The 26,673-nt window shown below is 49.8% G+C and carries 28 protein-coding genes and 1 other annotated feature; of the genes, 3 read left to right on the top strand and 25 right to left on the bottom strand.

The window, feature by feature from the left end; all coding sequences use genetic code 11:
• Window positions 1-14: 14 nt before the first annotated feature.
• Genes rsgA through priA form a run of 6 tightly spaced genes read right to left on the bottom strand, consistent with a single transcriptional unit; the run spans window position 15 to window position 8,430 of the window.
• Window positions 15-914, bottom strand: coding sequence for a ribosome small subunit-dependent GTPase A (gene rsgA, locus ACRYI5_RS02040; RefSeq protein WP_448224098.1), 900 nt, complete (start codon window positions 912-914; stop codon window positions 15-17).
• Between the two features lie 10 nt (window positions 915-924).
• Window positions 925-2,898: a Stk1 family PASTA domain-containing Ser/Thr kinase gene (gene pknB, locus ACRYI5_RS02035; protein WP_448224097.1), complete on the bottom strand. Its 1,974-nt coding sequence runs from the start codon at window positions 2,896-2,898 to the stop codon at window positions 925-927.
• Window positions 2,895-3,644 (bottom strand): Stp1/IreP family PP2C-type Ser/Thr phosphatase, encoded by a 750-nt coding sequence (locus ACRYI5_RS02030; RefSeq protein ID WP_407878343.1) that lies wholly within the window; start codon window positions 3,642-3,644, stop codon window positions 2,895-2,897. The genes pknB and ACRYI5_RS02030 overlap by 4 nt, the downstream gene beginning before the upstream one ends.
• 12 nt (window positions 3,645-3,656) lie before the next feature.
• Window positions 3,657-5,021, bottom strand: coding sequence for a 16S rRNA (cytosine(967)-C(5))-methyltransferase RsmB (rsmB, locus tag ACRYI5_RS02025; protein ID WP_448224096.1), 1,365 nt, complete (start codon window positions 5,019-5,021; stop codon window positions 3,657-3,659).
• Window positions 5,014-5,985 carry a methionyl-tRNA formyltransferase gene (fmt, locus tag ACRYI5_RS02020; protein WP_448224095.1) on the bottom strand — a complete coding sequence of 324 codons (972 nt, stop codon included), beginning with the start codon at window positions 5,983-5,985 and terminating at the stop codon, window positions 5,014-5,016. Before fmt ends, rsmB begins: the two co-directional genes overlap by 8 nt.
• 18 nt (window positions 5,986-6,003) lie before the next feature.
• Window positions 6,004-8,430 (bottom strand): primosomal protein N', encoded by a 2,427-nt coding sequence (gene priA, locus ACRYI5_RS02015; RefSeq protein WP_448224094.1) that lies wholly within the window; start codon window positions 8,428-8,430, stop codon window positions 6,004-6,006.
• A 257-nt stretch (window positions 8,431-8,687) separates the two neighbouring features.
• On the opposite strand from priA, the gene ACRYI5_RS02010 reads away from it, so the two are divergent.
• Complete coding sequence (locus ACRYI5_RS02010; RefSeq protein ID WP_448224093.1) at window positions 8,688-11,405, top strand: glycoside hydrolase family 65 protein; 2,718 nt, start codon at window positions 8,688-8,690, stop codon at window positions 11,403-11,405.
• Between the two features lie 37 nt (window positions 11,406-11,442).
• Entirely contained in the window at window positions 11,443-12,123 is a 681-nt protein-coding gene (gene pgmB, locus ACRYI5_RS02005; protein WP_407878335.1) for a beta-phosphoglucomutase, read from the top strand.
• Window positions 12,124-12,185: 62 nt separating this feature from the next.
• On the opposite strand, the gene ACRYI5_RS02000 is transcribed toward pgmB, so the two are convergent.
• The 5 genes from ACRYI5_RS02000 to gmk all read right to left on the bottom strand — a co-directional run bounded on the left by ACRYI5_RS02000 (window position 12,186) and on the right by gmk (window position 15,354).
• Window positions 12,186-12,695 (bottom strand): YbhB/YbcL family Raf kinase inhibitor-like protein, encoded by a 510-nt coding sequence (locus ACRYI5_RS02000; RefSeq protein WP_448224092.1) that lies wholly within the window; start codon window positions 12,693-12,695, stop codon window positions 12,186-12,188.
• Between the two features lie 4 nt (window positions 12,696-12,699).
• On the bottom strand, window positions 12,700-13,533 hold the full coding sequence (locus ACRYI5_RS01995) for a Cof-type HAD-IIB family hydrolase (protein ID WP_407878333.1): 834 nt from the start codon (window positions 13,531-13,533) through the stop codon (window positions 12,700-12,702).
• 84 nt (window positions 13,534-13,617) lie between these two features.
• Window positions 13,618-14,118, bottom strand: a complete 501-nt coding sequence (locus ACRYI5_RS01990) for an MmcQ/YjbR family DNA-binding protein (RefSeq protein ID WP_448224091.1) — start codon at window positions 14,116-14,118, stop codon at window positions 13,618-13,620.
• Window positions 14,119-14,432: 314 nt separating this feature from the next.
• Window positions 14,433-14,693 (bottom strand): DNA-directed RNA polymerase subunit omega, encoded by a 261-nt coding sequence (gene rpoZ, locus ACRYI5_RS01985; protein WP_407878331.1) that lies wholly within the window; start codon window positions 14,691-14,693, stop codon window positions 14,433-14,435.
• A 37-nt stretch (window positions 14,694-14,730) separates the two neighbouring features.
• Entirely contained in the window at window positions 14,731-15,354 is a 624-nt protein-coding gene (gene gmk / locus ACRYI5_RS01980) for a guanylate kinase (RefSeq protein WP_407878330.1), read from the bottom strand.
• A 305-nt stretch (window positions 15,355-15,659) separates the two neighbouring features.
• On the opposite strand from gmk, the gene ACRYI5_RS01975 reads away from it, so the two are divergent.
• Complete coding sequence (locus ACRYI5_RS01975; protein ID WP_448224090.1) at window positions 15,660-16,046, top strand: hypothetical protein; 387 nt, start codon at window positions 15,660-15,662, stop codon at window positions 16,044-16,046.
• A gap of 81 nt (window positions 16,047-16,127) precedes the next feature.
• Here ACRYI5_RS01975 and recN read toward each other — a convergent pair whose 3' ends face one another.
• The 14 genes from recN to rplU form a co-directional block, all read right to left on the bottom strand.
• The gene (gene recN / locus ACRYI5_RS01970) at window positions 16,128-17,831 is read right to left on the bottom strand and encodes a DNA repair protein RecN (RefSeq protein WP_448224089.1); all 1,704 of its coding nucleotides are present in this window, start codon (window positions 17,829-17,831) and stop codon (window positions 16,128-16,130) included.
• A 12-nt stretch (window positions 17,832-17,843) separates the two neighbouring features.
• Complete coding sequence (locus ACRYI5_RS01965; protein ID WP_407878324.1) at window positions 17,844-18,305, bottom strand: arginine repressor; 462 nt, start codon at window positions 18,303-18,305, stop codon at window positions 17,844-17,846.
• Entirely contained in the window at window positions 18,298-19,134 is an 837-nt protein-coding gene (locus ACRYI5_RS01960; RefSeq protein ID WP_407878322.1) for a TlyA family RNA methyltransferase, read from the bottom strand. Before ACRYI5_RS01960 ends, ACRYI5_RS01965 begins: the two co-directional genes overlap by 8 nt.
• A gap of 17 nt (window positions 19,135-19,151) precedes the next feature.
• Window positions 19,152-20,042: a polyprenyl synthetase family protein gene (locus ACRYI5_RS01955; RefSeq protein ID WP_448224297.1), complete on the bottom strand. Its 891-nt coding sequence runs from the start codon at window positions 20,040-20,042 to the stop codon at window positions 19,152-19,154.
• Window positions 20,032-20,286, bottom strand: coding sequence for an exodeoxyribonuclease VII small subunit (locus ACRYI5_RS01950; RefSeq protein ID WP_448224088.1), 255 nt, complete (start codon window positions 20,284-20,286; stop codon window positions 20,032-20,034). The genes ACRYI5_RS01955 and ACRYI5_RS01950 overlap by 11 nt, the downstream gene beginning before the upstream one ends.
• The gene (gene xseA / locus ACRYI5_RS01945) at window positions 20,276-21,628 is read right to left on the bottom strand and encodes an exodeoxyribonuclease VII large subunit (protein ID WP_448224087.1); all 1,353 of its coding nucleotides are present in this window, start codon (window positions 21,626-21,628) and stop codon (window positions 20,276-20,278) included. Before xseA ends, ACRYI5_RS01950 begins: the two co-directional genes overlap by 11 nt.
• Window positions 21,628-22,497 (bottom strand): bifunctional 5,10-methylenetetrahydrofolate dehydrogenase/5,10-methenyltetrahydrofolate cyclohydrolase, encoded by an 870-nt coding sequence (locus tag ACRYI5_RS01940; protein ID WP_448224086.1) that lies wholly within the window; start codon window positions 22,495-22,497, stop codon window positions 21,628-21,630. Before ACRYI5_RS01940 ends, xseA begins: the two co-directional genes overlap by 1 nt.
• Before the next feature lie 187 nt (window positions 22,498-22,684).
• Window positions 22,685-23,113 carry a transcription antitermination factor NusB gene (nusB, locus tag ACRYI5_RS01935; RefSeq protein WP_407878316.1) on the bottom strand — a complete coding sequence of 143 codons (429 nt, stop codon included), beginning with the start codon at window positions 23,111-23,113 and terminating at the stop codon, window positions 22,685-22,687.
• Window positions 23,113-23,580 carry an Asp23/Gls24 family envelope stress response protein gene (locus tag ACRYI5_RS01930; RefSeq protein WP_407878314.1) on the bottom strand — a complete coding sequence of 156 codons (468 nt, stop codon included), beginning with the start codon at window positions 23,578-23,580 and terminating at the stop codon, window positions 23,113-23,115. The genes nusB and ACRYI5_RS01930 overlap by 1 nt, the downstream gene beginning before the upstream one ends.
• 18 nt (window positions 23,581-23,598) lie before the next feature.
• Entirely contained in the window at window positions 23,599-24,159 is a 561-nt protein-coding gene (gene efp / locus ACRYI5_RS01925) for an elongation factor P (RefSeq protein WP_407878313.1), read from the bottom strand.
• Between the two features lie 79 nt (window positions 24,160-24,238).
• Entirely contained in the window at window positions 24,239-25,309 is a 1,071-nt protein-coding gene (locus ACRYI5_RS01920) for a M24 family metallopeptidase (RefSeq protein ID WP_448224085.1), read from the bottom strand.
• 79 nt (window positions 25,310-25,388) lie between these two features.
• A complete protein-coding gene (gene rpmA / locus ACRYI5_RS01915; protein ID WP_407878308.1) occupies window positions 25,389-25,682 on the bottom strand; it encodes a 50S ribosomal protein L27 in 294 nt (97 codons plus the stop codon).
• Between the two features lie 15 nt (window positions 25,683-25,697).
• Window positions 25,698-26,027, bottom strand: a complete 330-nt coding sequence (locus ACRYI5_RS01910) for a ribosomal-processing cysteine protease Prp (RefSeq protein WP_448224084.1) — start codon at window positions 26,025-26,027, stop codon at window positions 25,698-25,700.
• A 45-nt stretch (window positions 26,028-26,072) separates the two neighbouring features.
• Window positions 26,073-26,396 carry a 50S ribosomal protein L21 gene (rplU, locus tag ACRYI5_RS01905; protein ID WP_407878305.1) on the bottom strand — a complete coding sequence of 108 codons (324 nt, stop codon included), beginning with the start codon at window positions 26,394-26,396 and terminating at the stop codon, window positions 26,073-26,075.
• Between the two features lie 18 nt (window positions 26,397-26,414).
• Window positions 26,415-26,500 (bottom strand) — a sequence feature (ribosomal protein L21 leader region).
• Window positions 26,501-26,673 lie beyond the last annotated feature (173 nt).

The following is a 26,673-nucleotide window of genomic DNA, read 5'->3' as shown; positions in this document are numbered from 1 at the left end:
TCCTCCACAAGAGCTTATTTTTTGTTTTTATCATAACGCGGTTTTTGATCCACAATCAACTGGTGAAATTGTAAATAATCGTCGTAACGGCTCGCCATGATGGTCCCTGCGGCCACGGCGTCCTTTACCGCACACCCCGGTTCATTGATGTGTTGGCATCCCCGGAACCGGCAAGATGGCGCTAAGGTCGCCATTTCTGGAAAGTATGCGCCAAGATCACGGGCGTCCATCCCGAAGTCTTCATAAGAAGAAAATCCAGGCGTGTCCGCCACCAATCCACCACCAACTGCAAGAAGCCCAACCTTTCTGGTCGTATGCTTCCCACGGTTAAGGACTTGCGAAATTTCTCCGGTCGCTAAGTTAAGTTCCGGCGCCAAGTGGTTTAAAAGCGTCGATTTCCCGGCCCCGGTTTGACCCATAAACACCGTCAGTTGATCCTTAAATAACGCCAATAAATCAGCAAGCGCCTGTGATTCAAACGCATCCTTAACCAAAAAGACGTCATACCCCACCGCCCGGTAACCAGTCGCAACTGTTTCCAGATGTGCAAACTGCTCGTCACTCACTAGATCCGTTTTGGTGAAATAAATGATCGGTTTGATGTTTTGGCTCTCTAGCGCAACCAACTGGCGATCTAGTAAATTAGCGGAAAACGTTGGTTCAACTACCGCCGTAACCACAACGCCCTGATCCACGTTACTGACCGGTGGCCGAACAAGCGCATTACGACGATCATCAATACTCAAAATGTACCCGTCTTGATCACCCTCGACACTAAATTCAACGAAGTCGCCGACCATCGGGCTGATCTTTCGTTTCCGAAAGTTTCCCCGTGCTCTGGTTCGGTAGAGGTCGCCATTTGCCGTCTGAACATCATAAAAGCCTGCTAGTAATTGATGTATTTGCCCGTGCATAACTCACCTCCTAATTTCCGGATACGTTGTTATTGGTCATGATGGTCTTCCCGTCACGAACCACCGTGTAACGACCGCTCTTGCCGTGGGCCAATGTAAATGGCAGCGTCACGGTTGTATCCTTTGTAATCTGTAATTCTTGATAAACATCACTGATCTTTTTGTCGTGATCTTCAATGTAAATTTTAACATCGTTTTCGGCCGGACTGCTGCTCGAGGAACTGCTATCACTATCTGAGTTTGATGATGCATCAGGTGCCTTATACGGAATGGTGATCGTCGCTTGCGTGGTCGACAACGCTGGTCCATTACTGATAACCACGGCAAACGCCGCCCCAGCAAGGACCTTTGTTCCGCTAATTGGTGACTGACTGATGACCTTGTTTTCGTCAACGCTATCCGAATTTTGGGTACTAAACGAAACGCTGAGGTCGTGGTCGTCGGCCCAGTCCTGCACGTCATTCTTTGATTTACCAGCGAAGTCTGGCATTTTAACCGTCTTCACGGTGACCTGCTTCACCCCAGAACTCACCGTCAGTGTAATGGTTGAATCCTTTTTAACCGCTTTGCCTGGCAGGACATCTTGTTCCATCACAACGCCCTTTGCCACTGTCGATGACGCCGTCGTTTCCTTCTTAACGGTTAGTCCTTGCTTAATCAATTTACGACGGGCCGTACTGTAATCCTCACCGGTGTAATCATCCACGCTCACTTTTTTAACGCCTGAACTGACCACAAGATCAATCTTGGCATTGGCTTTCACCTGGCGATCAATTTTCGGTGTGGTCTTAATGACCTTCCCGCTGGCCATGGTGTCACTCGTTTGCTTTGTCGTTTTACCAATCGCGAGGTTACTATTTTTTAACGTTGTTTCAGCGCGGCTAGTCGACATTCCGGCCACGTTTGGGACCGTTGCCTGGTTAGGCTGGAACCACAACCAGGCTAAGAGAATGACAAGAAGCGCACAGATAATGCCAGCGATCCACCAACCAATTCGCTTTCGCTTTTTGGTTGGTGCTTTTTCGGTCACCGTTGGCACAGGACCGGTTTCTTGTGTTGTGCTTCGTTCCATCTGTTGTGCGGCCGCCTTGATGTCCTTAATGGGAATCACCTTGGTTGCCCCATCCGTCACGATTGGCTCAAACCGCCGTTCACCACTTCGTTCAGGTGATAGTGCTGTCGAAAGGTCGGCCGCCATTGCTTCAACGGAAGCATACCGCGCTGCCGGATCCTTAGCTGTCGCCTGTAACACCACGTTTTCTAGCGCCTGGGGAATCCGGTCATCAAAGTCACGAACGGACGGCATTTCGCTTTGAGAATGTTTCAATGCAACGGACACCGCCGTTTCACCCTCAAACGGAACACTCCCCGTCAAGAGCTCGTACAGGATGATTCCCAACGCATACAGGTCACTTTTCTTTGTCGCCATGCCACCACGCGCTTGTTCCGGTGACAGATAATGCACAGAGCCCAGTACCGTGTTGGTCTGGGTCATGGATGACTCATTACTAATGACCGCAATTCCAAAGTCAGAGATTTTCACAAGGCCCTGATCGTTAACCAAAACGTTTTGCGGTTTCAGATCACGATGAATAATGTCGTGACTATGTGCAACGGCCACCGCGTCTAAAATTTGTTCCATTAAATCAACAACCGTGGGATACGGAATGGGAAAGTGGGCCCGAATGTAAGTCTTTAGATCCATTCCTGGCACGTATTCCATAACAAGGTATTGCATACCATTTTCTTCACCCACGTCGTACACGCTCACAATGTGGGGCGAAACAAGTTCACTGGCCGCCATCGCTTCACGCTGGAAGCGCCGAACCGTTGCCGGATCATCGCGAAGGTCTAACCGTAATAGTTTCACGGACACGTCCCGATCCAAAATCAGGTCGTGTGCGAGGTACACATCTGCCATTCCACCTTCACCAAGTGGTTTGATGATTCGGTAGCGACCCGCAACCGTGTAATTAGGTCTCATGATGTTGACACCTCACGATCTGCTGCCATCAGCAGCACGGTGATATTATCCCGACCACCGGCTTCATTGGCCAGGTTGACCAATGTTTGACACTTTTCTTGTAACGTTGGTGTCGTAGCTGTCAACACTTCATGGATCTTGTCATCGGGAACCATGTTGGTCAACCCATCAGAACACAACATCACAAGATCACCAGGTAACGCATGATACAAGTTAATGTCGATGTCAGCTTCGTCATTAATCCCCAACGTTCTTGTAATGATATTTTTATCGGGATGCCGTTGTGCATCCTCAATGCTCAATTGCCCCATTTTAACCAACTCATTCACCAAAGAATGATCCTCAGTGAGCTGATCCAGCTTGCCATTTCGCAGCAAATATCCGCGGGAATCACCAATGTTTGCCAACAAGAATTGTTCATCAAAGATAATGGCGGCCACAATGGTGGTCCCCATCCCGTTCAAATCACGGTATTGCTGCGCTTTTGCAACAATCGTGTCATTTTCCTGTTGTGCCTCACTGGACAGCCACTTGGCCGCAGTGCCTGGATCCGTAAAACGGGTCTCTTCAAACCGGCTCCCCATGTGAGAAACGGCCATTGACGAGGCCACGTCCCCACCCTGGTGACCACCGATCCCGTCTGCAACCATTGCAAAATCAAGGCCCGCAAGGTTTTTAAACGTCCCAACAAAATCCTGGTTGTTATCACGGCGTCGACCGACATCCGTTAAGTAAGCTACTTGCATATCTTAATCACCCTAATTGTGCGCCTCACGCCGTCTAAACGCACTCACAAAAAAGCCGTCCGAACCAAAATCATCGGGATAGATCGTCAACCACGGGGTCGTCCGATCGGCCTTTAAGTTCCGGGTGGTTTGGACCATTACTGGTTCAAATTCCGGATGTGCTGCGATAAACGCCGCTGCCACATCATCATTTTCCTGCTTCAAAATTGTGCAGGTGCTGTAAGCTATTATACCGGTTTTCTTTACGAGTGGTGCAACTGCATCAAGAATCCCCAGCTGAATTTTCTGAAGTGCGGCACTATCCGTTAACGTTTTTGCGTAACGAATTTCTGGCTTCCGGCGAAGAAGCCCCAGCCCTGAACAGGGGGCGTCCACCAGAATCTTATCAAACGTTTCTGGTGCAAACTGATCACCCGCCTGGTTGGCATCCAGTTGAACCGCACTGACCCGGTCGCCGATGTGCATCCGGCGCGCATTTGCTTTGATCAACGCAACCTTATGCGCGTAAAGATCAAGTGCCGTCACGTGACCCGTACCGGTTAATGCTTCGGCAATTTGGGTAGTCTTTCCGCCAGGTGCTGCACAGGCGTCTAATACCTGATCGTCTGGCATTAAGGCTAACGCTTCCACAGGGAGCATCGCACTTTCATCCTGAATGGTGATGGCCCCGTCACGAAATGCTTGCGATGAAGCCGGATGACCACCTGTAATGCGCAGTCCAGCCGCACTGACTGGACTATCTACATAGGTCAAACCTGCTGTTGTCAACGCTTCAAGAACGGCGTCACGCTGACCAAACGCCGCGTTCACCCGGACTGATTGCACAGCTGGTTCGTTAATACTTGCTAAAATTTGGTGCGCTTTTTCGTCGCCAAGTTCTTTCCGTAACCGTTGCACCCATGGCATTGGAACACTATACGTGATGCTGGTCCGTGTCAACGGATCCTTAATCGCGGCTGGATCGGCAATTCCATCACGCGCAATCGCATGCAGAACACCCGTCACAAACCGGCGAATGCCTTCGTGACCGCGGAGCTTTGCGATGTTGATCGTTTCGTTAAAGATGGCCCGCTTTGGCACCTTGTCCAAATACTGCATTTGAAATAACGCAGTCCGCAGCAACACCAAGACCCACGGTTTCACCCGGTCGGCCCGTTTCAAAAACGGTTTTAACCAGTAATCCAGTAACAATTGGTGTTGCAAAACGCCGTACACGATGGTTGTGGCTAACCCAGCGTCCCGGTCCGTTAGTTTGGCATCATTGATTGCCGAATTCAGGGCCAAGTTTGAGTAACCACCGTTGGCAACGCTTGTCAGCACATCCACGGCTAATAACCGGGGGTTCGTCACCGGCGTCGCTTGTTCTTTACTAGGCATTCATTGATCCTCCATCAGGTAATGTGACAACCGCATTGCCAACTGCCAGTTGGTCTGCCGCCCCGTTTAAAAAGTCAGTAATGGCCATTTGGGAATGACCTGCTGGTTGAAGTCGGTTGATTCGGATCACCGTGCCGGCACCGGCCGCTAAGTCCAGCTCGCGTTTGGTCCGGTTCACAACCGTCCCGGGGGCTTGATTGGTCTGCTGATCCGTCAAAACGGTTACGTCCCAGATTTTCGTCCGAACGCCGTTTAGAATCATGTACGCCGTTGGAAACGGCCGCAATCCCCGCACTTGCCAATCGATTTCTGCGGCTGTATGTCGAAAATCAATCGCTTCCTGGGCCCGGCTAATGTTTGGTGAAAAGCTAACATATGCCTCATCCTGAACCGTTCCCGTAACTGGTCCCGCAATTAGGTCAGGCAGTGTCTTCAGCAGGAGGTCCCGCCCCACGAGGCTTAGTTTGTCAAACATCGTCCCCACGTCATCATGGTCACCAATTGCCACCCGTTCTTGAGCGATGACGTTACCAGCATCCATCTGCCGAATCATGTACATAATCGACACACCGGTTTCTGCATCACCATTCATAATTGCATAATGAACCGGTGCACCACCACGGTACAGTGGTAATAACGATGCGTGCACATTGACTGCGCCCAACCGTGCAGCCTTCAATAGCTTAGTTGGCAAAAATTGGCCAAAGGCAGCCGTGACAATGAAGTCTGGTGCTAAATCGATCACCCGCTGCATTTCTGGTGACTTGCTGACCCGTTCCGGTTGAAGGACTTCAATGTTGTGGGCTAACGCCACCTGTTTAACGGGTGATGGCGTCAGGACGTGCTTTCTCCCCACTGGTCGATCAGGCTGGGTCATCACCGCAACCACGTCGTAGTCCTTAATGAGTGCTTCTAAAATTGGCGTTGAAAACGCCGGGGTTCCCATAAAAACAATTTTTGTCATCGTTAACTTTCCTCATCTTTAAATAAAACTTTGGGGTTCCATATCAATCGTAATTTGTAACCCGTGCCGTTGTTCACGCTGTGCGTCATCCAGGATCTGTGCCAGGACCTGTTGAAGTCCTGGTTCCCGTTTATACTTCAGCACAATTTGATAGTAATACCGGTTATTCACCCGGGCAATGGAACGGGGCGTTGGGCCTAAGATAATTGTCTCTGACGCTAACTGCTTGGCCAACTGTTCATGAAGCGCAAACATCTTCTTGGCAGCAACATTTTCATCCTGATCACTGGCAGTAATGAGCACGGTATAAAAATACGGCGGGTAATTGCCCATGTGCCGAATTCCCATCTCAACCCGGAAAAACCGTTCGTAGTCTTGTGACTTCGCCAACTGAATGGCGTAGTGGTCCGGATTAAACGTTTGAATCAAGACCTCACCTGGTTTATCTGCCCGGCCGGCCCGACCACTAACCTGTGTGAGCAATTGAAAGGTGCGTTCACTCGCACGAAAATCTGGGAGGCCTAATGCAGTATCCGCATTTAGAACGCCCACCAGGGTCACATCAGGATAATCCAGACCCTTGGCAATCATTTGCGTGCCCAGTAAAATATCCGCTTCATGGTTGCCGAACGCTGTTAGCAGCTTTTCATGCATGCCCTTTCGGCGGGTCGTATCCACATCCATCCGGATGATCCGGGCGTCTGGCAACAGCGTGGTTAGCTCTGCGGCCACCTTTTCTGTCCCGGAGCCGTAGTAGCTGATCCGGTGACTATGACAGTTTGGACAAATCCGTGGAATCGCTTCTTCGTGGCCACAATAGTGACATTTCATCGTGTGGGTATCCATATGAAGGACCAGCGAAATGTCACAGTTTGGACACTTCAACACAAAACCACAGTCACGACACATGACAAAGGAAGAAAAACCGCGGCGATTTAACATCAGGACGCTCTGCTCCCCCCGCTCTAACCGCTGTTTCAATGCGGCTAACATCTGCGTGGAAAAGTTACTTTCCGTGTGGGCTTTGAGCTGATCACGCATATCAATAATTTGCGTTGATGGTAAGGGCTGGTGGTTGATCCGTTCCGGTAGAACAAGCTGCTCGTAGACACCCCGTTCGGCGCGGGCGCGACTTTCTAGCGAGGGCGTCGCGGATCCTAACACTAACGGCGCGCTATGAAACTGCGCCCGCCATGCCAAAACATCCCGTGCGTGGTACCTGGGATTGTCATCCTGCTTATAGCTTGTTTCATGCTCTTCATCCATGATGATCAGCCCGAGATTAGTCAGCGGAGCAAAGGCCGCCGACCGCGCGCCGACCACCACTGTGGCTTCGTGCCGCTCGATTCGGCGCCATTCATCGTACTTTTCACCCTTACTCAATCCACTGTGTAAGACTGCCACCTGTTGACCAAACCGACCGCGAACCCGGTTGACCATCTGCGGCGTTAGGGCAATTTCTGGGACCAGCATCAGCGCCGTTTTCCCCTGTTTCAGGGCCGCTGCGATGCTTTGCAAATACACTTCTGTTTTCCCGGAGCCAGTCACACCCTCCAGTAAAAATGTCGTTGGTTTGGCGGCCGTTACCGCAGTGGTTATGGCCGTCACGGCTGTTTGTTGCGCTGGCTGCAATGTTAACGGACTGGTTGGTGGCACCGTTTTTGCCGCGTATGGTGCCCGGTAAACTTCCCGTTCTGTAAACATTGCCCAGCCCTTCTTCACGGCAGCCGTAAAGTCCGCCCGGCTTAACCGTTCATCCTGAAGTAATTCGTGCAGTGCCTGTGGCGTTTGACAATCCCGTAGCCGTTCTAAAACCCGCTGTTGCTTCAGGGCGTTCGCGCGCGTTTGGGCTAATTGTTCATTGATCTGGGCTGGCGTTAACGTACTGACCACCCACGTGGCCGTTTTAACCTTGGCCTTATTTTCGACCTGGTAATCGGCGTGAAGGACCCCCTGCCGTTGCAATTGGGCCAGTTGATCGATCACTTCCGGGGTCAATGACGCTTCTGTAAAGTCCAGGCGGCCTTGATCATCGAATAAACCGACAAGCGTCGGTTCACTGATCTCGCCATCCACCACCAGTAGTTTATGATTCTTGGTCTTCAAGGCGGCTGGTAGCATGGTTTGGAGCGTCGAAATTCGAAACGCAAACGTTTTTTGCGCAAGCCAATCGCTTAACTGCATCAATTCGGCGTTTAAGACAGGTGCGAGATCCAAGAGTTTTGCCAATGGTTTTAGTGGCCCACCAAATGAATCATCCTGGTCAACGGTGGACTGAACCCCAACGACCATGCCGCCGACTTCACGACCACCCTTTCCGAACGGCACTGACACCCGCATGCCTGGTTCAACCGCATCAACCAGTGTTTCTGGGACCAAATACGTGTACGGGCGGTTTGTTTGCATCGTGGGGACATCCACAATAACTTCTGCAATGGTTGCCATTCGTTAAGCTCCTTTCATACCACAGTACTTGTGGCGGTTACGATTAAAAACGTTTCTTCATTATAATAGACTATCTTATTAATTGTACCAGACCTGGCAAGGCCTGTCGGCTTAGAAGCCGTTTCTAATGTTCAATTTACCTAACAAACGTTTTTTTGACGAATTTAAGGCGTTAAGGTTGAGAACTTGGCCCATAAAAATTACGATAATAGATGAATGCTTTCAGAATCATCACTTTTTTGGGGAGGTAAGTCATTATGCGTACGTTTTCCGTCCGCGTCTTAGATGACGCGTTTGAACTTTCGTATGAACCAAATTCGACGACCAATTCAACCAAGACGATCACGATTGTTTGTGATCCAGATGTGCCAATTGGTGAAAATTTGGAGAAGATTCGTGAAAAGCTGGCCGGGATTGATTTTGACGCGGCCATCATTGAAAATCCACTCACCTATGATTTTTCCGACACCATTATTGCGGTCAACCACCAACGAATCGATCTTGGTCTGGCCCTATCAAACATGCTTAACATTCCGGTTGTTAGCCATGAAACGGCCGACCGTGACGGTCTTTTAGAAGCCATTGAGCACAAACGGCAGTATAATCAGTGGCACCTTGATTATTACGGCGAATACGCGTCAAAACGAAACTACGGGCAAGAAGCCATGCTAACGATTGGTAACGGTTTTTACGGCCTTCGGGGCGCCTACCTAGCCGCTAACGCCGACGCGGATAACTACCCGGGAACCTACGTTGCTGGGTTGTACAATCAGTTAACAACGACCATTAACGGCCATGACGTCGTTAATGAAGATCTTGTTAACCTGCCAAACGCGCAATACCTGTCGTTTAGCATTGATCATCAAGATCCGTTTACCATCAAAAAAGAAAACATTGCGGACATTTACCGCTCACTTGATTTACATACAGGTGTCCTAACCACCACCATGCTCGTGTCACTTCCCACCGGTCATTCACTGAAACTTTGTGAACAGCGGGTCGCTGACATGAACGAGTGGCACCGGTTTGCCATCCACTACGAGGTCACACCGCTTAACTTTGAGGGCGACGTGACCATCTTCTCCCGCATTGATGGGAGCGTGACGAATGCCAACGTTGAACGGTACCAAGCCTTTGCAAACCGTCACTTTGACGTCACTGAAACAACCATTAATGGGCGAACGGCCATTCTTGGTGGTGAAACAAAGACCTCGAACATCGCGTTTGCCATTGGTTCACAACTGACCAGTCAAGAGTTAACGCCGGCCACCCACATGACCGAAAGTGTCGATAACGATGTGGTGGAACAAAGCTTTTCGTTTAAGGCTCAAAGTGAAACGACCTACGTTGTCGAAAAGCTCATCGCCATCAACACCACCTTAGAGACCGCCACCGATTTGAATGATGCGGTCACAAAGGAACTTGCCACCGTTTCGTTCAGTGACATCGTTACCAGTAATGCTGCCTTCTGGGAGAAAACGTGGGCTGATAGCGACATTCAGATCGACGGCGACCTGACCGCCCAAAAACTGACACGGGTCAACATTTACCACCTCTTTGTCTCTGCGTCACCAATCAGTAACCCCCACCTTGACGCCTCCGTTGGCGCCCGCGGTCTCCACGGTGAAGCTTACCGGGGCCACGTCTTCTGGGACGAACTGTACATTCTGCCGTTTTACACGTTGCACACGCCGGACCTCACCAAGCAATTACTCCTCTACCGCTATCACAGACTTGCGGCGGCGAAAGAAAGTGCTACGGCCGAGGGCTACGCTGGTGCCATGTACCCCTGGCAGTCTGCCCAAACTGGTGATGAACAATCACAGCTGGTTCACTTCAATCCAGATAGCGGCAAGTTCGATCCCGATAACAGCCGTTTGCAACGCCACGTTTCTCTGGCCATTGCTTATAACGTTTGGCTTTACGTCCACACCACGGATGACCAGGCATTTATGGAGCAATACGGCTTAGAACTGCTACTGGAAATCGCGCACTTCTGGTCTAGTAAAGCCGTTAAAAATCCGGCAACCAATCGCTACGACATTCGGAACGTGATGGGCCCCGATGAATTTCATGAGGATTACCCTAACGCTGATGAGCCCGGCCTAACAAACAACGCTTACACCAACATCATGGTCAGCTGGCTGTTTACCACCCTGGCGAACATCAAAAAAACGGTCAAACCAGCAATCTGGACGGCTATTTTAGCCAAGACTGGCCTTAGTGACGCCGATATCGACCGGTTCAATGACGTTGCTCATCATTTAAGCCTCGACATTAACCGCGATGGCATCATTGGTCAATTTGAGGGGTACTTCAAACTACCGACCCTTGATTTTGACAAGTACCAAAAGAAATACGGCAACATTTCCCGAATCGACCGGTTATTAAAGGCCGAGGGTAAATCACCAGATTCCTACCAGGTCGCTAAGCAAGCTGATGCCCTGATGGCGTTTTATAACCTCAGCTTCGGGACCATCACCAACGTCCTAACGACCCTTGGCTATAAATTGCCAAAGCACTACCTCACCCGAAACATCGAGTATTACCTTGCCCGGACAACGCACGGCTCTACCTTGTCACGAATTGTGTACTCTCAACTGAGTTTGATCGACAACAACATGGATCAGTCGTTTGCGTTTTTCAACACGGCGCTTCGTTCAGATTATTACGACATTCAGGGTGGAACCACTGCTGAAGGGATCCACTTAGGTGTTATGGGGGCCGTGTTAATGCTCGAATGCCGGAACTACGGCGGGGTCAGTGAATTTGAAAACCAGCTCAGTGTTAACCCTCACCTTCCGGAATCATGGCACCGGCTGGCCTTCCACGAACTGTTCAAGGGTGTCCGCTACGGCTTTACTTTCACCCATGATCAAATCACGATCACCGTTGATAAACCAGCAACGCTAACGGTTAATGGCACTGAGCATGCTGTGGTTCCAGACACGCCACTAGTGCTTTCAAACAAGTAATCAGTCACTTATTCAATTATTTTAGGAGGCAATTTTTATGACCGCATTTGCAGATTTAAAGGGGTTCATTTTTGATTTAGATGGTGTCATCACCGGGACTGCCAAGTACCACGGCCAAGCCTGGCACCAGTTGGCCGATGAACTGGGCGTTACGTGGACCACGGAACTAGCGAATGGCCTTAAAGGCGTCTCACGGATGGACTCCTTGGAAATGATTTTAGCCGCTGGTGGCAAGGAAAATGACTACACGCCAGAAGAAAAGGTTGCCTACGCCACCAAGAAAAACGATAACTACCTTGAATTGATCAAAAACATGACCCCCGCCGATGTCTTCCCTGGCATCAAAGAATTCTTGGATGATTTGTTAGCGCATGGTTACCAAATTTCGCTGGCCTCTGCCTCTAAGAACGCGCCCGTTATCTTGGACCACATCGGTCTTGCCGATTACTTCAAAAAGATCGTTGATCCCGCAACCCTGACGAAGGGGAAACCGGATCCCGAGATCTACACCCGGGGGGCTGAAATCTTAGCTCTGGATCCGCGCGTCTGTGCTGGTGTTGAAGATGCCGCAGCCGGTGTTGCCAGCATCAATGGTGCCCATGAAACATCCATCGGGATCGGTGACCGCGATGAACTCAGCGAAGCTGACGTCCTTTTCGCCGACACAAGTACCCTTACACTAGCAAACATCGAAGCACAAATGGATGCCAACGCTTAGGCTTTAATGACACCAAACAAAAAAGACCAATCACAATGATTGGTCTTTTTTGTTTGGTGTCATTATGGTTTAGCTAAGAACGTGGCCGTTGTGTAACCCACCACATGGCCGTCAATGGCACGGCGGAACTCGTTTAACCAGTACCCTTCCGTCAGCGGTAACGTGGTGTCCAGTGCGTAACCAGTCACGAGGTATTCATGCGGACCGTTTGGTGGCATCGGCCCAACGTAGCGCTGGGTCGTTAGCGGATCAGTGGCGTGCACCAGTCGACCAGCAGTACTGTTGCGCCCTTGAATAAACTGACCATCCGCATGTCGACTGGCATCTGCCGGCACACTCAACTGATCAGCCGGTAAGTTTGCGCCCAGCCAGTGGATGTACGCAAAGCCAGATACCGGCACCGCGTCAAAATCAATTAATGTCCATGCCAGTGTTTTGGCGTCTTCCGGCACATCACTAAACGTCATCGGAATTGAAACAGCTGGCCAGCCAGCGTAACGATCCGCCGGTTGTGCCTGGTTCCCGTGGTGCTCGTCAATAAAACCGTTTTCAGTGGGAATTGTTAATTTCATGCAACTACTCTCCCTCAGCCATTTTCAGTGAAGCCCCCGTAGTGGCCTGGTTAGCAACTTCGGGCGCCGCAATCAGGTGGTAATGCCGCAAGCCATTAACAATGCCATCCGTCGTGTTCGTTGTGGTGATGTAATCGGCCACGGCCTTATCCCGTGGGTGCCCGTTGCCCATCACAATTGCGGTATCAACACCAGCAAACATCTCCAGGTCATTCAGTTGGTCACCAAATGCATAGGTGGGTACGCCCACTAGCCCGGCTTCCTTTAGCAAGCGTTCCAAACCACTTCGTTTGGTAATGCCGCTATTCATGGTGTCTAAACATACCCGGTTATTACGAACCAACGCTAACTGACCAGCAAACTGGGCATTGTAAAGATCTTCCTTATCGTGGTTAAACACATTCATAAAGTTGATTGCCCGGGTCTTGTAGTAATCTGGATCAACCGTGACAGCCAACCGCAATGCCTGATAGTTGCGCACAACGTCTGGTGTCGAGCCCGTAACGGCGAACCCTTCATTGTTATAGTACGCCACCACGTCGCCTTGTTTTTGTGCAAAGGCTGTGAATTCAGCAATCAGTGCTGGGTCGATGGTCTCCTGAAACAGCTTTTGACCCTGGTATTGGACATAAGACCCGTTGGCGCTCACGACAGAATCAATGCCCGTTTGGTCCAGGACATCCTGAATTTCAAAAATATTCCGTCCCGTGGCAATGACTGGTAAAATGTCATTTTCCTGCATTTCCTTAATGGCTGCGATGCTTTCAGGTAGCACCCGCTTATCGTCATCAAATAACGTACCATCAAGATCAAAGAATACAACTGCTTTTGTTTCCATATCCTCAGCTCCTTCACGATTGACTACTAATTAAGCATAGCGCATTCTCATGAAAAAGCCACCGAGACGCTTTGCCACCCGTTATTATTTAACGGCTAATTCATAACTGGCGGCAATTAACGTCAAGAGTCGCTCCGTTGCCATTGACCCATCCAGCAACACGGTCACCCAGTGCTGTTTGTTCATGTGGTAACCTGGAAACACCGTCTGGTGGTCCACTAGGGTCGTTAGTTGGTCACTTGGGACACGGACATCAATCAGTTCAACAGGTGTCGAATCGGTCCCGATAACCTTATTTTTGGGGACCGTTAGCAGCGCCGCAAACCACTTTTGATTGCTGGCCTTGCGGAAAATCGCGTTATTTGGCGTTCTTGCCCATAAGAATTCAGGGTGACTATCAAACTGATCAGCACACGCCGCAATGACTGCCTGTGCTTGTGGGCTGGTAAAGACCTGCGGGTGACTGCACTGCTCAGCAATGGTGGTTAATAAGCTGGTATACGCTTTCCGAACCTTCGCAACGTAACGCCCCTGTGATTCGCTCACATGCAGCACATAGGGTGTCGCCGTTTCTGGATCGGTCAACCAACACACCCGTTAACTGGCCAGCGGCGGTCACCGTTAACGTAACGATCAATGTCAGCGGCGCTAACGGTTGCGTCAACAAGAGCTCACCTTTCGTCTTTTCATGAAAACCAAACGTTTGTAGTGCACTCACATCCAGTTGCCGATTTTTAAAAATTTCATCAATGAACCGATCACTCATCTCGCGTCTTCTCCCATTCTCCTAGTTCCATTGGGCCCTACCAAAACGGCACAATGACAGCTAAATTAAAGCGACTAACTCTCCAAAAATAGCTTCGGAAAATTAGTCGCTTCAATTATGCCTCTTTCAATTATTACTCAGCTTCTGGTGCTTTAGGCGCTTCTGGTAGTGGTGTCATTGTCCCTAAGTCTTCTTCGTGATCAGGATCGATCGTGACTTCACCAGCCTCAATTTCTTCTAACGCACGGCCAACAGACTTGTCTGACTGGTAACGTGGCAATAATTCTTGAGCACCGGCGTCCAGTTCATGGGCCCGCTTAGAGGCCAACATGATCAAGGAGTACCGTGAATCCACTTTTTTTAATAAGTTATCAACTGATGGGTATAAAATCATGATGTGTAAGATCCCTTCTCATTTCACTATTGCGGTATTAATCTTCTACCTTTGATTCTAACATTTGAGCATACTCTGGGTAAACCCGTGGCACACGTAAACGTTCTGCACGGATAATTTCACGAATCCGGCCGACTGCTAAATCAATTTCATCATTGACCACCGCATAGTCGTAATTACGCATCATTTTAATTTCATTAACAGCTTGGTGCACCCGTTCATCAATGATGTTCATGGGTTCTGTGCCCCGGCCAATCAGTCGTTGCTTTAATGCCATTAAATCTGGTGGCGTTAAGAAGATGAAGACCCCGTCTGGCATCTTCTCACGAACCTGCATCGCACCGTTGACTTCAATCTCTAAAAAGACGTCTTTACCGGATGCTAACGTGTCCTTAACGTAGCCAAGTGGTGTGCCGTAGTAATTGTCCACGTACTTCGCGTATTCAAGCATCCCACCATTGGCAATATGATCCTCGAATTCGGCCTTGCTGACAAAGAAGTAATCCTTCCCGTCTTCTTCCCCATCACGCGGTTGTCGCGTGGTCATGGAGATGGAGTACTGAAAGTCAGTGCCCCCCTGTTCAAACATTGCTTTACGAACCGTCCCTTTACCCACGCCAGATGGCCCAGATAAGACGATCAACATTCCCTGTTTCGACATCAACAACTTCGTTCCTTTCAAAAGCGCTCATCAAAAGAATTTAATAACCATTCTGAACTTTTTTAGCCTTAATTTCAAGCGCTTTTCCGTGCCCAATACCGTTTTTTCTCACTCAACAGGTTTTCATTCATTGCCGGCCTGGCAACTTATCAATTCACCATCAGTAGCTCAGCATCAATCGACTTATGTTTGAACCAAAAATTTATTGTTAATTGCGGCTTGCTTTTTCGAACGGTTGTTCGTATAATAAATCTATTCAAACACGTGTTCGCATTAAACGAACATTCTTGCGGAGGTCAGTTATCATGGATCAATTATTACCCAACACTTACATTAGTTACGCCAAGCACCGGTTGGTTCGCCCAGCTAAGGTTGCAAAGCGGCACACTCAACCAACAATGAAGCAACGCCTCCGCAGTTTCTTTACAGCTGAACGCGGTGATACCTTAACCCACCCACAACTGTCAGCTGATGCCATCATCGAGACGTTAGATGACGCACTTGCCCATCATGCAGTCGTCTCCATCATGCTCAACCAAGCAGACGTCTTCGCCCGGCACCTCACAGCGGTCACGGGCACGTTACGTCAAGACCACGGGGTCCTCACGTTAACTAACCATGCGAGCCAAGTCGTCTACATCATTTTACCCGAACAAATTCGTGATGTTTGCTATGGCAAGATGGTGGCTTAATCACACCGCCAACGATAATAAAACCAAAATAAAGCCCACAACCGCTTCAACATGCGGTTGTGGGCTTTTTATCGTGGGCATTTAATCCTCAAGTGCTGCCTTTTCGGCATCAGCGAGTTTTAAGAGCTCTGAGGCATGTTCAGTTGCCAATTTAGTGACCGTTGTGCCCGCCAACATCCGGGCAAGTTCATTGACCCGGTTAGCTGTTGTGAGCCGTTCAACCGTCGTTTTGGTCCGTGTCCCAACGATCTGCTTTTGAATGTAGAACTGATGGTCCGCAATGGCGGCCACTTGTGGTAAGTGGGTGATGCAAAGCACCTGCGAATGACGGCCAATAACCATGATTTTTTCTGCAATCGCCTGAGCAACACGCCCGGACACGCCGGTATCCACTTCATCAAAGATGATGCTGGTCACACCCTGCGTTTCAGAAAAAATCGTTTTTAATGCCAACATCATTCGTGAGAGTTCCCCACCAGAAGCCGTCTTGGCCAATGGCTTGGGGTCTTCCCCAGGGTTGGTCTGAATGTAAAATTCAATTTGATCGATCCCCGTGCTGTAAAACGTCGTGTCTGGGTGCGCTAAAAAGCGAACACTAAAGACAGCTTTCGCCATGTACAACGCTGCCAGTTGCTCATGAATCGCCGTTTCTAATTGCCCGGCTAACTCATGACGTTTCTCACTTAGCCGGGCACCAGAATCCTGCAAGGCAGCTTTCGCAGCGGCCAATTGTTCCGTTAGTGTGTCATCATCCGCCTGGGCGCCCTGCATATTGTCACGTTCATGCTTAATCTTATCGAAGTAGGCCAAAATCGCAGTGATCGAATCCCCATACTTTCGTTTAAGTTGATGGATCACTTCTAGCCGGGCTTCAATTTCATCCAAGCGCCCCTCATCGAATTCCTGTGCGTCTAACTGGGTCGAAAGGCCGTTAGCCACATCCTGAAGGCCATAATACGCATTTGCTAACGTTTCCGATAACGTGGCGTAAGCTGGATCGAACGGTTCGATGTCTTGCATTGCCGTCATTGCACTTCCGATGCGGTCCAAAGCAGATTGATCTTCGCCCCCATCAATGGCTTCGTGACTAATTTCTAGTGCTGTCACGATCTTTTGATAGTTCGCAAGGTGATCCCGCTCACTAATTAGCGCATCCTCTTCATCCGGTTGTAGCTGTGCGTCATCAATTTCTTGAACCTGGAACGTTAGCATATCAAACCGTTGTGCCCATTCCTGCGCGTGTTCCCGTTTGTTCGTCACAAGCGCAGATAGGCGCCGATACTCGGCATACTGCGTTTGGTACGTTGCCTTTAAGTCAGCCAGCGCCTGTGGTTGAAATTCATCAAGGAGGGCAAGATGTTTGTCCGGCTGCATCAGTTCCTGATGTTCATTTTGCCCGTGAATGTCGACCATCGTCTCACCCACCTGTTTCAACGTGGTGGTGTTGACCAACGACCCGTTAACGCGGCTTGTGTTATGCCCGTTGCGGTTCAATTCGCGGTCAATGACGATTTGGTGATCCTCGTAATCAATGCCCAGGGTGGTTAACAGCGCAAACGTCGGTGACGTGTCAGGAAGGACAAACAGTCCCTGAATGACCGCCTTAGTCGCGCCCTTCCGGATAAAATCACTGGAAGCCCGCCCGCCGGCCAAAAGACCCACGGCATCAATAATGATTGATTTCCCGGCCCCAGTTTCTCCCGTCAAAACGCTCATTCCGTCGTCAAAGGCAATGTTCAGTTGTTCAATAATTGCAAAGTTTTTAATCGATAATTCCTGTAACATTGCGCCCTCCGTTTATCGCTGTGTTCCCAGGGTGATGAACCGGTCCTGTGTCTTTTGCGCACTGGCAGCATCCGTGGCGATGACCAAAACGGTGCTATCGTCACTCAAGACGCCAAACACTTCGGGATACTTTAATTGTTTGATCAAACTACCAATAACGGGTCCGTTACCAGGCAAGACGTTGAGCAAACAAAAGTGGTCATTCACGCTAATGTTGATGACGTTTCCGTTTAAGTTGCGGCGCAGCTTGGCTTCACCATCAACCGGCCGGTCAGCAGCAAACGTGTAGTAGGTGTGGCCCTCGTCATCCGGCATTTTAATTAATTGTAGCTCTGTGATGTCCCGCGACACGGTCGCTTGCGTGACATCCAGGCCCTCATCACCAAGTAAACCCACAAGTTCCGTTTGGGTGCGCACAACGTTGTTGGCGACCACCCGGCGAATCACTGCTTGTCGTTCCTGTTTTTTAATCATCCGCTTCATTCACCTTTTGATTTAACTGTGTGTTGGCCGCTGCCAAGGTCTCTTTTACCGAAACGTTTGCCGCAACCGTCCCGGTCGTTTCTGCATTCACCAGGTGAATCAAAAATTCGATGTTCCCGCCGCCACCTTTAATGGGTGAAAAATCAAGACCGGCCACATCGTACCCTGTTTCTGTTGCAAACGCGACAATATCGTTCAAGACGGCTTCGTGAACCGCTGGATCCTTCACGATCCCGTGCTTGCCGACCTTGTTTTTTCCGGCTTCAAACTGCGGTTTGATCAAGGCCACCACGTGCCCTTCAGGCTGTAAAATCGTTTTAAGGTTCGGTAGGATCAGGTGCAGTGAAATAAACGACACGTCGATACTACTAAACGTTGGCAATCCGTGGGTAAAGTCTGTTGGCTTAGCGTAACGAAAGTTCGTGTGTTCCATCACGACCACCCGGGGATCTTCACGGAGCTTCCACACCAGTTGGTTACTCCCAACATCCAGGGCGTATGATAACTTGGCCCCGTTTTGAAGCATCACGTCCGTAAATCCACCAGTTGATGACCCAATGTCCAACACGACCTGGTCGGCAACGCTAATGTCAAACACAGTCAGTGCCTTTTCCAGCTTAAAGCCCCCACGGCTCACATACGGCATGGGTGCACCTTTGATGTGCAGCTCCGTATCCGTTGGGATCTTTTCTCCTGGTTTATCTAATCGTTCTTCATTTTTACCCAACACTTCACCAGCCATAACGGCCCGTTTAGCCTGTTCACGCGATGTGAAGAGCCCCTGTTCAACTAGGAGAATGTCCACCCGTTGCTTTTCCATTACTGATTTTTCCTCTCTTAATTAACCTCAAAATAACTCAATAAGGCGGCCAAAACGGCCCCGTCTAAGCCCAATGCTGTTAGCTCACGGCAACTTGCCTCAGCCTGAGCCAGACCTTCTTGTAACGCTGCTTGTGCCGCAGCCATCCCAAGCAGTTGTGGGTAGGTATTCTTCCCCTCTGCCTCGTCTTTATGCGGTGTCTTCCCCAATTCAGTCGCCGTTTTGGTCTCATCCAAAATGTCGTCATAAATCTGAAAGGCTAGCCCAAACGCATTACCAAACGCCACCAAGCGCTGCCGCTGGGCTGCTGTTACATGGGCCATGATGGCCCCAGCCTCCACGGCATCAATCAGTAACGCGCCGGTCTTGCGGCGGTGCAAGGCTTGTAACCGCGCCAAGTCGATCCGATGGCCCGTTGTGGTGACGTCTTCGGCCTGACCAGCCACCATCCCAAACGGACCGGCAGCAGTCGCTAATGCCTGAACTAACGCCAACCGTTCGTCAGCAGGGAGTTCAACGTGGGCCAGCCAATCAAATGCCAACGTTTGCAACCCGTCACCGGCCAAAATGGCAACATCCTCACCATATTTCTTATGATTGGTTGGCTTACCACGGCGAAGATCATCATTATCCATGGCTGGCAAATCATCATGGATCAAGGAATACGTGTGAACCAACTCCAACGCACAGGCCACCTGCAACCGTGCTGGTGTTACCGAAACCTGGGCACTGATCAGCACCGCAAGTGTCAGCAACGGTCGCAACCGTTTGCCACCCGCCATAACCGAGTACCGCATGGCCGCCGCTAGTTGTTCTTGGTTTGCCGCTGATGACATCCGGTCTGCTAAGCAGACCTCAATTTGCGGGCCGTAGGTTGTTTCAAACGTCGTTAGTCGCTCATTCATCATTGCCATCCGCTGGTTGTGCCGTTTCAAAGGCGGTCTCATTGCCATTTTCATCCATCATTTTGGTCAATGTCTGTTCAGCATTAGTCAGGGTATCTTGCAGCTGCTTGCTTAATTTAACGCCCGCTTGAAACTGCGTCAACGCCGTTTCTAACGGCACATCACCCTGTTCCAATTGATTCACAATTTCTTGGAGGGTCGCTAAATTTTCTTCAAAGGTCGGCTGCTTCTTTTCTTCACTTGCCATCTGTTTGCTCCTCTGTTGTTGTTTTAATGGTTGCCTGTGCTTGACCATCAGCTAGGTGCAACGTTACCTGTTCGCCAACAACTAATTGGCGGGCAGATTTAACCACCTGATCATCCTGCGTCACGTAGCTATATCCACGGGTCATCACCTTGAGCGGGCTTAAAAGATCGAGCTGTTCAATTAAACCAGCCACTGTCGTCTGCCGCTCCTGAATAAACGTTGTTTGCACGCGGTCAAGTTGTTGCTGTTGCCGGGTCAATTGATCCTGTAACCGCGTTAGTCGTGTCGATAGCAACCGACTATTTAAACGGGCATGGACGGTGACAAACTGTTGCTGTTTCCCCGCAAGAATTTGTTGTTGCGCGTGCTGTAATTGGTCGGTCAATTGACCCACACGCTGTGCGTACCCTTCGTACAACCGCTGGGGTTGCGTAAAGACGTAGGCCTGTTGGACCCGGGCCAACTGTTGCCGCCCCACCTTCACCTTTGTTTCAAGGGTTTGAAATAAACGGTTCCGTAATTGGGTTAACCCCAAAAGTGTTTCACTCAGTACCGGTGTGGCTAATTCGGCCGCCGCAGTCGGGGTTGCCGCCCGTACATCGGCCACAAGATCGGCAATTGTCGTATCCGTTTCATGCCCAACGGATGAAATCACTGGAATCGCACTGTCAGCGATTGCCCGCGCCACTATTTCCTCGTTAAACGGCCAGAGGTCTTCGATGGACCCACCACCACGGCCAATAATTAGCGTATCGAAATCGCCACGGGCGTTTACCTGCTGAATGCGCGCAGTTAATTCTGCGGCTGCGGCATCCCCCTGAACCTGGGCGGGAAATAACACCAGCTGCGCGATGGGATACCGGCGTCTCGTTGTCGTAATGATGTCCCGAATCACGGCACCGGAAGGACTCGTAATGACTGCGATCCGCTTTGGATAACGAGGAAGTGGTCGTTTGGCCTGTGCAAACAAGCCTTCCGCCGCCAGCTTCTTCTTCAGCTGCTCGTACGCTTGGTACAGTGCCCCAACCCCATCTGGCTCCATTCGCTCCACATAGATTTGGTAGCTTCCAGACGCCTCGTACAAGGAGATCCGCCCGGTCACCAGCACCTTCATGCCTTCTTCAGGCTGAAATTTCACCTTACTAAACGCTGATTTAAACATGATGGCACTAATTTTTGCGTGGTCGTCCTTCAAACTGAAGTACTGATGGGCATTGGGCCGGGGGCGAAAGTTAGAAATTTCACCCGTTAGGTAAACCCGGCCAAGGTATGGATCAGCGTCAAACTTACGCTTGAGGTACCGGGTCAACGTGGTGACCGTTAAATACTCTGGTTCTGACATTAGTCGGTCACCTGCTTACCCGTTTGCCACGCCGCTAACTGCACGGTCTGCTGCATTAACGTTGCGATCGTCATTGGGCCAACCCCACCAGGAACGGGCGTTAGCCGACCAGCCACTGTTTCAACATCAGCGGCAGCATCACCCGTTAACGTTCCGTCTTCACGCCGGTTCATGCCAACGTCGATCACCGTGGCACCAGGTTTCACCATGGCCGCCGTTAATAAATCGGCCTGACCAACGGCAACAATCACCACGTCTGCCGCTTGGGTAAGTGATGCTAAGTCATCCGTATACCGATGCGCCAGTGTCACCGTTGCGTTTGCATTATTCAGTAGTGCCATCATGGGTTTTCCAACCAGTCGGCTCCGGCCGATCATCACGACCTGTTTACCTGCCAGTGGCACCTGTTCATGGTGAAGCATCGTCATGATCCCCTTTGGGGTACAAGCCACTGGATAATGATCCCCAATATCAGCAAACAGCCGTCCCAAGTTAGTTGGGTGAAGGCCATCGACATCCTTTTTCGGATCAATGGCGAGCACCACCGCCGCCTCATCAATCTGTGCTGGCATTGGCGACTGAACAAGGATTCCGTGAATTTCAGGATCCTGATTGTATCGTTCCACCAGGGCAATTACTTTCGCCTGCGAAGCAGTTTCCGGGAGCCGCTTAACCACTGAATTAAATTTCAATTTAGCCGCCCGTCGTTCCTTGTTACGGACATAAATGGCACTTGCTGGGTCATCACCGACCATAATGACTGCTAAGCCAGGAATGACACCTTGTTGCGTCAATGCTGCCGTTTGGACAGCTGTTTGTTCGTTTAATTCCTTGGCAATTTGCCGTCCATCAATGATTGTCGCCGTCATGTCATCGCCCCTTTATTATTTTATACTGCATAAATTTTACCACATTCAGCCCCGATAAATGTACATTCCGGACCAATCTCCTCGCTCAATTATGCCCAGTTGACACAAAAACACCAGTCTTTCTCATAACGGCTCCGCGAATTTCATCAACGGAACTTCGTTACAACAAAAACTGGTGTTAAGCCGACTATTCAGCGGTGCGATCAGCCTCATCGAAGAGTTTTGAAAGCACCCCGTTAACAAAACGGCGTGATGTATCATCGGAAAATTCTTTAGCAAGCTCCAGGGCTTCGTTTAACGCAACCCGGGTTGGTACTTCTGCGGAAAATTCCATCTCGTACAAACCTAACCGGAGAATGATCAAATCGGGATTTGACAGTCGTTTAACCGTCCACTTGTCAGCCAAGTTTTGACCAATTTGTTCATCTAGCTCTGGCGTTTTCGCCAAAACACCGTTAACCAAGGTTACGAGGTACTCTGGCACAATGGTTGGCTGATCGTCTGCTGTCGACAATAATTGCCGATACAACGCGTCTAAATCAGCGTCGGCGTTCGCATTCTTTGCAAAAAGAACTTGAAACGCGATTGCTCTAATTTGATGTCTCGTTAACTCCACTACCGGTCACCATCTTTACTAGACTGGGTCCCCGTTACATCCGTGGCCTGTGCATGATCGCCAAAAATATCGTCAGGGTCAATCTCTGAGTCATTTTTTTCTGGAACGATGCCAACGATGTGCACGTTCACTTCGTTGATGGCTAATTCAGTCATCAATGAAACTTGTTGCTTCACTTTATCCTGCATTGCTAAAGCAACCTTAGGCACATTAACCCCATAGTCAAGGTAAACAAACACATCGACAGAAATGGTGTCGTGATCGATGCTGAGTTTAACACCCTTGCTAAGTTCCGTCCGGCCGAACAGTTCGGAAACGTTGTTTGCAATCGTGCCCCGCATCCGGTTCACACCGTCTACTTGGCTTGCCGCTGCACCAACAATAATTTCCAAAACGTCCGCCGCGATTTCAATGGTTCCTAAAGCATCAGCCGGTTGGTTCAATGTAATGTTATTGACTTCAGGCATAATGGCCTCCAATCTGAACTACGCGCGAGAAACGTATGAAGCTTCTTGCGTGTTAATGATCAACTTGTCCCCTGCGTTAACAAAGAATGGCACTTGAACAACCAAACCAGTTTCCATGGTTGCAGGCTTTGAGCCACCAGTAGCCGTGTCGCCACGGATGCCGGGTTCTGTTTCAGCAACTTCTAATGTAACGGTGTTAGGCACTTCAACACCCAAGATTTCGTTACCAAATGACGTTACGCTGACTTCCATGTTTTCCAACAGGTACTTAGAAGCATCCTTCATTTGATCGTTTGGAATGGAAACTTGGTCATACGTATCCGTGTCCATGAACACGTAATTAGCACCATCGTTGTACAGGTACTGCATCTTTGCCTGGGCAATTTCAGCTAATTCCATCTTTGCACCGGCACGGAAAGTCTTTTCTTGAACGGCACCAGTCCGTAAGTTCTTTAACTTAGAACGGACAAACGCGCCACCCTTTCCGGGCTTAACGTGTTGGAATTCCACGATCCGCCAGATAGCATGATCGACTTCAATCGTAAGGCCGTTTTTAAAATCTGCAGTTGAGATTGACATAATTGTTCCTCCTAAAATTCATTCTTGTTCAGTATACAGTAACGCGCCCCGCCGTTGCAATAGCAGGGGATTCAATCACTCACAAAATTTGTAACGTTTTTGGGGCTGGTGTGAGGATTTCAACACCGGTTGCCGTCACCAGTACATCGTCTTCGATCCGCACGCCACCAAGGCCAGGAACGTAAATTCCGGGTTCAACCGTGAGAATTTCATTGGTTTGAGCCACATAATCACTCATGGCGCTGTAGCTTACCGGCATTTCGTGGATCGACAACCCAATTCCGTGCCCCATCCCGTGATTAAATGCTGCGCCATAACCGGCATTTTCGATGAGTTCACGACCGGTTTGATCCAACATTGGCCCGGTAACCCCCGGTTTTACCGCATTGATCACGGCTTCGTTTGCCGTCTGAACGGCCTTATAGATCGTCACCAATTCCGGTGCGGGGGTTCCTAAGGCAAACGTCCGCGTCATGTCCGACGTGTACTCATCAACATAATAACCGAAATCGACTGTGACAAGCTCCCCTAGTGCTAACGGCTTGGTCGTTGCCGCACCATGGGGTTCAGCCGCCCGGACACCACTAGCGACAATCGTTTCAAACGAGGCGTGTGCCGCCCCATGATCACGCATCCATGCGTCCAGCCAGTTAGCCACTTCACGTTCCGTCATCCCCACGTGAACATGGGCCACGAGGGCTGCGTAGCCAGCAACGGCCACTGCACACGATTTACGTAACGCCGCTTGCTCTGCCGGTGCCTTAAAGCGACGAACGGCCTCAACAACACCCGTTAACCCGACAAAGTCCGCCAGGAGCATTTCGTCCAGCCACGACCACACCGCATACGGCATTGAATCTTCAAAGCCAAGCACATCAATGCGTGCAGATTGGGTGAAATTCACCACGGCTTGCCAGTAGTCTCGCGTCAAAATAACGTCAACTGTTGCTGGGAGAACCGCTTGCGCGACCGTTTCAAACCGGCGGTCGGTAATGAGGGCCACTGACGTTTGGGTTATCACTAAACAACCCTCTAAGTCAGCCAGTCCGGTTAGATACTGCAAATTAGTCACATCCGTCACCAATAGCGCATCGATCCGAAACTTAGCCAACTGGGCTTGAACCAGGGCTGTGCGTTGTTCACTGATCATTAACCCCACTCCTCTCGCGACTTAACAAAATAAAAAAACGAGCTTAATGTTTGCACATTAAACCCGTTTGACTGCTTAATTATTCAGCTTCAACAGCTGGGTAAACAGATACCTGACGGCGATCCTTACCCTTACGTTCAAACTTAACAACACCATCAGTCAATGCAAATAACGTGTCATCGCCACCGCGACCTACGTTAAGGCCTGGTAAGATGTGCGTACCGCGTTGACGGTAGATGATGGAACCGGCGTTGATCTGTTGACCGTCGGCACGTTTAGTCCCTAAACGACGACCAGCTGAATCACGACCGTTGGCAGTTGATCCGCCCCCCTTATGGTGAGCGAAGAATTGTAAATTCATATCCAATAACATGTGGTTACACCTCCATTAAATAAAGTGACCATCACTAATCGTCATGAACTGTGAGTATTTCTGAGCGACCTGCGTTAGTCCCAATGTGAACGTTGCGAGAATCGTCTCCGCGGCTTGATTGCGATCATGCATGACCACTTTCAAGTAGCCACCGTTATCATCATCTGATGTAATTTCCGGGTGAACCCCGGCCACTGCATCTAAAGCATTAACAGTGGTTATTGCGAGCACTGACACAGCAGCGCACACAATGTCTTCACCGTATTCCCCCGCGCCAGCGTGACCCGTCATGATAAACGTGGTCAGCTGGTGCTGGGCATTTCTTGAAATATCAACTTTTATCATATCTTCTTAGCGTGGTTTAAGCGAGCGGTTCTGAAGCAAACGACATTACTTTGAGGCTGCAGCGCCTTCAATGTCATCGATCATAACACGCGTGTAAGGTTGACGGTGTCCCGTCTTAGTGTGTTGGTTCTTCTTGGCTTTGTACTTGAAGGTAACAACCTTCTTTTCCTTGCCTTGCTTTTCAACAGTCCCAGTAACTGAAGCACCTTCAACAAAAGGTGTTCCTACTTTAATGGCACGGCTAGCAACCAAAACAACTTCGTCAAAGGTAACCTTGTCGCCTTCCTTTGCATCAAGTTTTTCAACAAAGATAGGTGAACCCTTTTCAACCTTGTATTGCTTACCACCAGTTTTGATAATTGCGTACACGTTGTGCACCTCCTTAAATTAGAATCTCAGACTCGCCAAAACTAAGCGCCAGCCCACCGAAATGAACTAAACTTAAGACTTAGCATGTGCGGTTGCAGTGTGGAAGTCCACAATTACAACGTTACGAGTTTACCAAATAACAACTGGTGCGTCAACACATCACCAGATTTTTCTTAAATCAGTTTAGTTAATCCCGCCTCCTCTGGGCACGTGGCGGCGTAAAAACAAAAAAGTGACCCCACCAGCGGCGGGTCCACTTTTATCAAGCTTTATTCAT

It is taken from the genome of Furfurilactobacillus sp. WILCCON 0119 (assembly GCF_053471565.1).
Note: the sequence above shows the minus strand (reverse complement) of the source record. Positions and strands in the feature narration are given on the sequence as shown.